8 protein-coding genes are annotated in these 7,402 nt (G+C 68.3%); 2 read left to right on the top strand and 6 right to left on the bottom strand.

Annotated features, from left to right (window positions below):
* The first annotated feature begins 80 nt into the window (after positions 1-80).
* A complete protein-coding gene (locus ACTT8P_RS37620) occupies positions 81-3,980 on the top strand; it encodes a DNA-directed RNA polymerase subunit beta' (RefSeq protein WP_442836292.1) in 3,900 nt (1,299 codons plus the stop codon).
* A gap of 75 nt (positions 3,981-4,055) precedes the next feature.
* On the opposite strand, the gene ACTT8P_RS37615 is transcribed toward ACTT8P_RS37620, so the two are convergent.
* The 3 genes from ACTT8P_RS37615 to ACTT8P_RS37605 all read right to left on the bottom strand — a co-directional run bounded on the left by ACTT8P_RS37615 (position 4,056) and on the right by ACTT8P_RS37605 (position 5,368).
* Positions 4,056-4,232, bottom strand: a complete 177-nt coding sequence (locus ACTT8P_RS37615; protein ID WP_442836291.1) for a DUF397 domain-containing protein — start codon at positions 4,230-4,232, stop codon at positions 4,056-4,058.
* Positions 4,233-4,343: 111 nt separating this feature from the next.
* On the bottom strand, positions 4,344-4,514 hold the full coding sequence (locus ACTT8P_RS37610; protein WP_442836290.1) for a DUF397 domain-containing protein: 171 nt from the start codon (positions 4,512-4,514) through the stop codon (positions 4,344-4,346).
* Between the two features lie 2 nt (positions 4,515-4,516).
* The gene (locus ACTT8P_RS37605) at positions 4,517-5,368 is read right to left on the bottom strand and encodes a helix-turn-helix domain-containing protein (protein ID WP_442836289.1); all 852 of its coding nucleotides are present in this window, start codon (positions 5,366-5,368) and stop codon (positions 4,517-4,519) included.
* 157 nt (positions 5,369-5,525) lie between these two features.
* On the opposite strand from ACTT8P_RS37605, the gene ACTT8P_RS37600 reads away from it, so the two are divergent.
* Positions 5,526-5,939, top strand: a complete 414-nt coding sequence (locus ACTT8P_RS37600) for an ATP-binding protein (protein ID WP_442836288.1) — start codon at positions 5,526-5,528, stop codon at positions 5,937-5,939.
* A gap of 39 nt (positions 5,940-5,978) precedes the next feature.
* Here the strand turns inward: ACTT8P_RS37600 and ACTT8P_RS37595 are convergent, their stop codons facing one another.
* The 3 genes from ACTT8P_RS37595 to ACTT8P_RS37585 are packed head-to-tail and all read right to left on the bottom strand — an operon-like array spanning position 5,979 to position 7,350.
* Positions 5,979-6,230, bottom strand: a complete 252-nt coding sequence (locus ACTT8P_RS37595; protein WP_442836287.1) for a hypothetical protein — start codon at positions 6,228-6,230, stop codon at positions 5,979-5,981.
* Positions 6,227-6,472, bottom strand: a complete 246-nt coding sequence (locus ACTT8P_RS37590; RefSeq protein WP_442836293.1) for a hypothetical protein — start codon at positions 6,470-6,472, stop codon at positions 6,227-6,229. The genes ACTT8P_RS37595 and ACTT8P_RS37590 overlap by 4 nt, the downstream gene beginning before the upstream one ends.
* Before the next feature lie 5 nt (positions 6,473-6,477).
* Positions 6,478-7,350: a peptidoglycan-binding protein gene (locus ACTT8P_RS37585; protein ID WP_442836286.1), complete on the bottom strand. Its 873-nt coding sequence runs from the start codon at positions 7,348-7,350 to the stop codon at positions 6,478-6,480.
* Positions 7,351-7,402: the final 52 nt, after the last annotated feature.

Raw genomic sequence — 7,402 nt, 5'->3', positions numbered from 1 at the left:
GGGCTCGACTGAGCCCGGCCGGCCCCAGGACCCCCGTATCAGACCCCATGACTTACAACCCTGAGAGGGATTGACGCATAGTGCTCGACGTCAACTTCTTCGATGAGCTCCGGATCGGTCTGGCCACCGCTGACGACATCCGTCAGTGGAGCCACGGCGAGGTCAAGAAGCCCGAGACCATCAACTACCGCACCCTCAAGCCGGAAAAGGACGGACTCTTCTGCGAGAAGATCTTCGGTCCGACCCGGGACTGGGAGTGCTACTGCGGCAAGTACAAGCGCGTCCGCTTCAAGGGCATCATCTGCGAGCGCTGTGGCGTCGAGGTCACCCGCGCCAAGGTGCGCCGTGAGCGGATGGGCCACATCGAGCTGGCCGCTCCCGTCACCCACATCTGGTACTTCAAGGGCGTCCCGTCGCGCCTCGGTTACCTGCTGGACCTCGCCCCGAAGGACCTGGAGAAGGTCATCTACTTCGCGGCGTACATGATCACGTTCGTCGACGAGGAGCGCCGCACCCGCGACCTGCCGTCGCTGGAGGCGCACGTCTCCGTCGAGCGCCAGCAGATCGAGCAGCGCCGTGACTCCGACCTGGAGGCCCGCGCCAAGAAGCTCGAGACGGACCTCGCCGAGCTGGAGGCCGAGGGCGCCAAGGCCGACGTGCGCCGCAAGGTGCGCGAGGGTGCCGAGCGTGAGATGAAGCAGCTGCGCGACCGCGCGCAGCGCGAGATCGACCGCCTCGACGAGGTGTGGAACCGGTTCAAGAACCTCAAGGTCCAGGACCTGGAGGGCGACGAGCTGCTCTACCGCGAGCTGCGCGACCGGTTCGGCACCTACTTCGACGGCTCGATGGGTGCGGCTGCCCTGCAGAAGCGCCTTGAGTCCTTCGACCTCGACGAGGAGGCCGAGAAGCTCCGCGAGATCATCCGTACCGGCAAGGGCCAGAAGAAGACCCGTGCGCTCAAGCGCCTGAAGGTCGTCTCGGCGTTCCTGCAGACCAGCAACAGCCCCAAGGGCATGGTGCTGGACTGCGTGCCGGTCATCCCGCCGGACCTGCGGCCGATGGTGCAGCTGGACGGTGGCCGCTTCGCGACCTCCGACCTGAACGACCTGTACCGCCGTGTCATCAACCGCAACAACCGCCTGAAGCGGCTTCTCGACCTCGGCGCGCCCGAGATCATCGTGAACAACGAGAAGCGCATGCTCCAGGAGGCGGTCGACGCCCTCTTCGACAACGGCCGTCGTGGCCGGCCGGTGACCGGTCCGGGCAACCGTCCGCTGAAGTCGCTGTCCGACATGCTCAAGGGCAAGCAGGGCCGCTTCCGGCAGAACCTGCTCGGCAAGCGCGTGGACTACTCGGCGCGTTCCGTGATCGTCGTCGGTCCGCAGCTGAAGCTGCACCAGTGCGGTCTGCCGAAGGCGATGGCGCTGGAGCTGTTCAAGCCGTTCGTGATGAAGCGCCTGGTCGACCTGAACCACGCGCAGAACATCAAGAGCGCCAAGCGGATGGTCGAGCGCGGCCGGACCGTGGTGTACGACGTCCTCGAAGAGGTCATCGCCGAGCACCCGGTGCTGCTGAACCGTGCGCCCACCCTGCACCGCCTCGGCATCCAGGCCTTCGAGCCGCAGCTGGTCGAGGGCAAGGCCATCCAGATCCACCCGCTCGTCTGCACCGCGTTCAACGCGGACTTCGACGGTGACCAGATGGCCGTGCACCTGCCGCTGTCCGCGGAGGCGCAGGCCGAGGCCCGCATCCTGATGCTGTCCTCGAACAACATCCTCAAGCCCGCCGACGGCCGTCCGGTGACGATGCCGACCCAGGACATGGTCCTCGGTCTGTTCTTCCTCACCACCGACGGCGAGGGCCGTGACCTCAAGGGCGAGGGCCGCGCGTTCGGCTCCGCCGCCGAGGCGATCATGGCCTTCGACGCCGGCGAGCTGTCGCTCCAGTCGAAGATCGACATCCGCTTCCCGGTGGGCACCATCCCGCCGCGCGGCTGGCAGCCGCCGGCCCGTGAGGAGGGCGAGCCCGAGTGGCAGCAGGGTGATGTCTTCACGCTGCGCACCACGCTGGGCCGCGCGCTCTTCAACGAGCTGCTGCCGGAGGACTACCCGTTCGTCGACTACGAGGTCGGCAAGAAGCAGCTCTCCGAGATCGTCAACGACCTCGCCGAGCGCTACCCGAAGGTCATCGTGGCGGCGACGCTCGACAACCTGAAGGCGTCCGGCTTCTTCTGGGCGACCCGCTCCGGTGTCACCGTGGCCATCTCCGACGTCGTCGTGCCCGAGGCGAAGAAGGAGATCGTCAAGGGCTACGAGGCGCAGGACGAGAAGGTCCAGAAGCAGTACGAGCGCGGTCTGATCACCAAGGACGAGCGCACGCAGGAGCTCATCGCGATCTGGACCAAGGCGACCAACGAGGTCGCCGAGGCGATGAACGAGAACTTCCCGAAGACCAACCCGATCTTCATGATGGTGAACTCGGGCGCACGAGGCAACATGATGCAGATGCGTCAGATCGCCGGTATGCGTGGTCTGGTGTCGAACGCCAAGAACGAGACGATCCCGCGTCCGATCAAGGCCTCGTTCCGTGAGGGTCTGTCCGTGCTGGAGTACTTCATCTCCACGCACGGTGCCCGTAAGGGTCTGGCGGACACCGCGCTGCGGACCGCCGACTCGGGTTACCTCACCCGTCGTCTGGTCGACGTCTCCCAGGACGTCATCATCCGCGAGGAGGACTGCGGCACCGACCGCGGTCTGCGCCTGAAGATCGCCGTCCGCGGCGAGGACGGCTCCCTGCAGAAGACGGACGACGTGGAGACCTCGGTCTACGCCCGTGCCCTCGCCGAGGACATCGTGGTGGACGGCAAGGTCGTCGCGCCGGCCAACGTGGACCTCGGTGACGTGCTCATCGACCAGCTGGTCAAGCTGGGCGTGGAGGAGGTCAAGACCCGCTCGGTCCTGACCTGCGAGTCCGCGGTCGGCACCTGTGCCTACTGCTACGGCCGTTCGCTGGCCACCGGCAAGCTGGTCGACATCGGTGAGGCGGTCGGCATCATCGCCGCCCAGTCCATCGGTGAGCCCGGCACCCAGCTGACGATGCGTACCTTCCACACCGGTGGTGTGGCCGGTGACGACATCACCCAGGGTCTGCCGCGTGTCGTCGAGCTCTTCGAGGCCCGTACCCCGAAGGGTGTCGCCCCGATCTCCGAGGCCAGTGGCCGGGTGCGGATCGAGGAGACCGAGAAGACCAAGAAGCTGGTCGTCACCCCGGACGACGGCAGCGACGAGACGGCGTTCCCGATCTCGAAGCGGGCCCGGGTCATGGTGAGCGAGGGCGAGCACGTCGAGGTGGGCCAGAAGCTCACCGTGGGTGCCACCAACCCGCACGACGTGCTGCGCATCCTCGGCCAGCGGGCCGTCCAGGTCCACCTGGTCGGCGAGGTGCAGAAGGTCTACAACTCGCAGGGCGTGTCGATCCACGACAAGCACATCGAGATCATCATCCGGCAGATGCTGCGCCGCGTGACGATCATCGAGTCCGGCGACGCGGAGCTGCTGCCCGGTGAGCTGGTCGAGCGGTCGAAGTTCGAGACCGAGAACCGGCGGGTCGTGCAGGAGGGTGGTCACCCGGCCTCGGGTCGTCCGCAGCTGATGGGTATCACCAAGGCTTCGCTGGCGACCGAGTCCTGGCTGTCGGCGGCGTCCTTCCAGGAGACGACGCGAGTTCTCACGGACGCGGCGATCAACGCCAAGTCCGACTCGCTCATCGGCCTCAAGGAGAACGTCATCATCGGTAAGCTCATCCCGGCCGGTACGGGTCTGTCCCGCTACCGCAACATCCGGGTGGAGCCGACCGAGGAGGCCAAGGCCGCGATGTACTCGGCGGTCGGCTATGACGACATCGACTACTCGCCCTTCGGGACGGGGTCGGGTCAGGCTGTTCCGCTGGAGGACTACGACTACGGGCCGTACAACCAGTAGGGCCAGGGTCTGACGTACTGAAGGGCGGTCACCTCTCGGGGTGGCCGCCCTTCGGCGTGTGTGCGGGTTCGGGTTCTAGAGGGTGCGGGTGAAGGCCGTCCAGGTGGTGCGGTGGACGGTGGTGTGGGGGTGGTGGGGGTGTTTGGAGTCGCGGATGAGGATGGTGGGGCCGGATTCGGCTATCTCCACGCAGGCGTTGCCTGATGCCTCGGAGTACGAGGACTTGGTCCACTTCGCCTCGGGCATGTCCATGATTTAACGTCAGTTGTCCGACTGCGTCCATACCGTCGTAGGGGCACCGGCTGCCGAAGGGCGGTCACCTTGCGGGGTGGCCGCCCTTTGGTGTGGGTGCGGGTTCGGGTTCTAGAGGGTGCGGGTGAAGGCTGTCCAGGTGGTGCGGCTGACGGTGGTGTGGGGGTGGTGGGGGTGTTTGGAGTCGCGGATGTGGATGGTGGGGCCGGATTCGGCTATCTCCACGCAGTTGTTGCCGGACGCCTCGGAGTACGAGGATTTGGTCCACTTCACCTCGGGCACTTCTACAGCTCCTTGAGAATGTCGAGGATGGCGTCCCTCGACTGGCTGCGATTCAACGCCAGTTGTTCGACTGCGTCCATACGGCGCCGGAAGTTGGCCAGTTGGCCGCGGGCGTCGAAGAAGATGGCGCCCGTCGGGGCATCCACCTGCACCGTGTCCAGGTGCGGGCTGGAGGCGGTCGCGTAGAGCACGGAGTCGCCGGCCATGGGGAAGCCGCCCGCGCTGAACGGGATGACCAGCAGCGAGACGTTCTCCCGCTCGCTCTCCGAGAGCAGGTGCTCCAGCTGGGCGCGGGTGACGTGGCGGCCACCGGTCTGCATGCGGAGCGCGGTTTCGTGGATGAGACCCACGTACGGCATCGGCGGCTCCCGAGTGATCACGGAGTGCCGGGACAGACGTTGCGCGATCCGCAGTTCGACCTCCAGGCGGGGCAGCGCCGGGATGAACAGGTCGAAGATGGCTCGGGCGTGCTCCTCGGTGTGGAACATGCCGGGCAGGTGAGCTGTCTGGAGGGTACGCAGCCGGACCGCGTGGTGTTCTAGTTCGGCCACGTCCAGGAAGTCCGGGGGCACCTTGCCCCGGTACTCGTCCCACCAGCCGGCGCGGCGTCCGCCGGTCATCCCGGCCAGTGCGTCGATCAGCGTCGGGTCGTCGCACTCGTAGATGGCGGCCAGGCGTCGAAGACGCTGTTCGCTGATGCCGAAACGGCCCGCTTCGGTGTTGGAAATGGTGGTGCGGTCGGTGCCGAGGAGTTCTGCCGCGCGTGGTGCCGACATCCCTGCGGCTTCCCGCAGCCGCCGCAGTTCAGCGCCGAAACGGCGCTGTCGGAAGGTCGGGGCGTGCCTGGGTGCCATGTCTTCCTCTCCTCGCTCGCGCTCAGTTTGCCCACCCATGTCGGGCTCGTCCATCGAACACCGGGACTCAACTCGTTGGGGTGAATGGCGTCTCACGTGTTGGGGGAAGTCGCTACTGTGCGGCGCAAGCCATTCTTCGACCTCCGCGAGGTGCCCGATGGACTGCCGCTTCGATGCCACCCCGACCCGTGTCGGCTGGGACGTCTCCGCTCTCGATCCGGTGCGGCCCGTCGCCGAGGCGCGGCATCGGACCCGGGTGTGGCTGCACGAGCAGTGGCGGCTCGGCGAGCTCGCGGACACCGTTGAGCTGGTGGTGAGTGAGATGTGCACCAACGCCGTACGGCACGGGGGCGGGCTCGCCGGTCTTGAGCTGGCCCTCGTGCCGTCGATGCTGCGGGTGACGGTCCTCGACCAGGCGCCCGAGCGGGAGCCTGCCGTGGCGGTCGGCGGGGGCGATCCCTGGAGTGAGGGCGGGCGGGGGCTGCGGCTGGTCGAGGCGGTGTCGCGGCGCTGGGGGTGGCACCGTACGGGGTTCGACGAGAAGCAGGTGTGGTGCACGTTCGGGGTGTGAGGGGCGGTCGTCGGGTGGGGCGACCGCCCCTCGGTGTGCTCAGCGGGTGGTCAGTTGCAGGGCGGTGACCACCGTCGTGGCCAGGGCGGCCAGGACGCCGATGCTGGCGAGCGGCCAGCGGGAGCGTTCCAGGGCGTCCAGGCGTGTTTCATGGTCGGCGAGCTGCTTGTCGGTCTGGTCGCTGCGCTGGACCAGCAGGGCGAGGGAGCCGTCGACCCGGGCGAAGCCCGCTTCCACCGTGCCGCGCAGGCGTTCCAGTTCGACGGCCACGGTGGCTTGATCGTCGCTCATGTCGTGCTCTTCTCGGTCGCGTTCTGTTCGGGGGCCGCGGTGCGCAGCCAGGCGGGGAGGCGGGACTGTACTGCGGGCAGTGCCATCACCCGGGTCACCGCGCCGGCCACCGCCAGGGCGCCCGCGACCCAGGGCAGACTGCGGGGCAGGCCGGCCGTGTCGACCAGCGTCGGCAGCAGGACGCACAGGGCGACGGCGGTCTGGACGATGGTGCGGAGGGTACGTCTGGTGGTGTCGGACACGGGCGTCACGTCCCGCCGGTGTACGGCACCTTCAGCGCCGCCCAGGAGGTGGCGCCCGGCCAGCCGTCCGCGTCGGTGCCCAAGTAGCCGAGCTTGCGCTGCCACTTGGCGTAGCTGTTGCGGTCGGCGTCGGTCCACTGCGGGCCCGGGCCGGAAGCGTACGCCGAGCAGCCGGCCGCGACCAGGCGCTTGCCCATCGCGGTGACGATCGCCGACTTGGGCTCCTTCTTGAACCAGGCGGCGCCCGGGAAGGGCTGGTACGTGGGCGTGGTGGGCGTGGGCTTCTTGCCGAGGAGGGTTTCGACCCGGGTGCGCAGGCTCGGCATGGTGAAGCCACGCGGGTCGATCTTGGTGTTCGTCCATTCCCTGTGGCCGATCACGGAGGCCGCGGACCAGCCGTGGGCGCGGCAGAGCGCGGCCGCGGTGCGGGCGATGGCGTCGAGCTGGGCGGCGGGCCAGGGGTCCTTGCCGTCGCCGAGGTTTACGCACTCGAAGCCGTAGAAGTGGACGTTGCCGTCGGTGTTCTGCTGGTTGGGGGCGGGCAGGGTGGTGCGCTCGGCGACGACGGCGGCCAGGACGTCGGCGTCGCCGCTGCCGGCGTGGTTGGCGCGGCCGTTGCCGACCAGGTACACCGTGCCGTCCTTGGCGATCACGCCGTGGCAGAGCGGGCCGGGCAGGTCGGAGCGGCCGTCGTAGCACAGGGCGACGGAGGCGTCGGTGCCCGAGGTGACGGTGTGGTGGATCATCACGCCGTTGACCGGGCCCCAGGCGCCCTTGCTGTTGCGGTTGTGGGTGCGCCAGCCGGCGTGTTCGACGACGGTGACGCCCTCGGCGCGCAGGGCGGCGACCAGGGCGGCGGCGGTGAGGGGTGTGGACATCAGTCCTCCGGGGGTGCGCGTGGACTGGCCCCGCCGCCGTCCGGGTGGGACG

The sequence above is a fragment of the Streptomyces sp. JW3 genome (genome assembly GCF_052216785.1).
GTDB lineage: Bacteria > Actinomycetota > Actinomycetes > Streptomycetales > Streptomycetaceae > Streptomyces.
This window is presented reverse-complemented; position numbering and strand designations above follow the sequence as displayed.

What these genes read in the sequence shown, in the direction of transcription:
- ACTT8P_RS37615 (WP_442836291.1), bottom strand. Translation starts at nt 4,232, where the DNA reads ATGGACATGCCCGAGGCGAAGTGGACCAAGTCCTCGTACTCCGAGGCA.
- ACTT8P_RS37605 (WP_442836289.1), bottom strand. Translation starts at nt 5,368, where the DNA reads ATGGCACCCAGGCACGCCCCGACCTTCCGACAGCGCCGTTTCGGCGCT.
- ACTT8P_RS37600 (WP_442836288.1), top strand. Translation starts at nt 5,526, where the DNA reads ATGGACTGCCGCTTCGATGCCACCCCGACCCGTGTCGGCTGGGACGTC.
- ACTT8P_RS37595 (WP_442836287.1), bottom strand. Translation starts at nt 6,230, where the DNA reads ATGAGCGACGATCAAGCCACCGTGGCCGTCGAACTGGAACGCCTGCGC.
- ACTT8P_RS37585 (WP_442836286.1), bottom strand. Translation starts at nt 7,350, where the DNA reads ATGTCCACACCCCTCACCGCCGCCGCCCTGGTCGCCGCCCTGCGCGCC.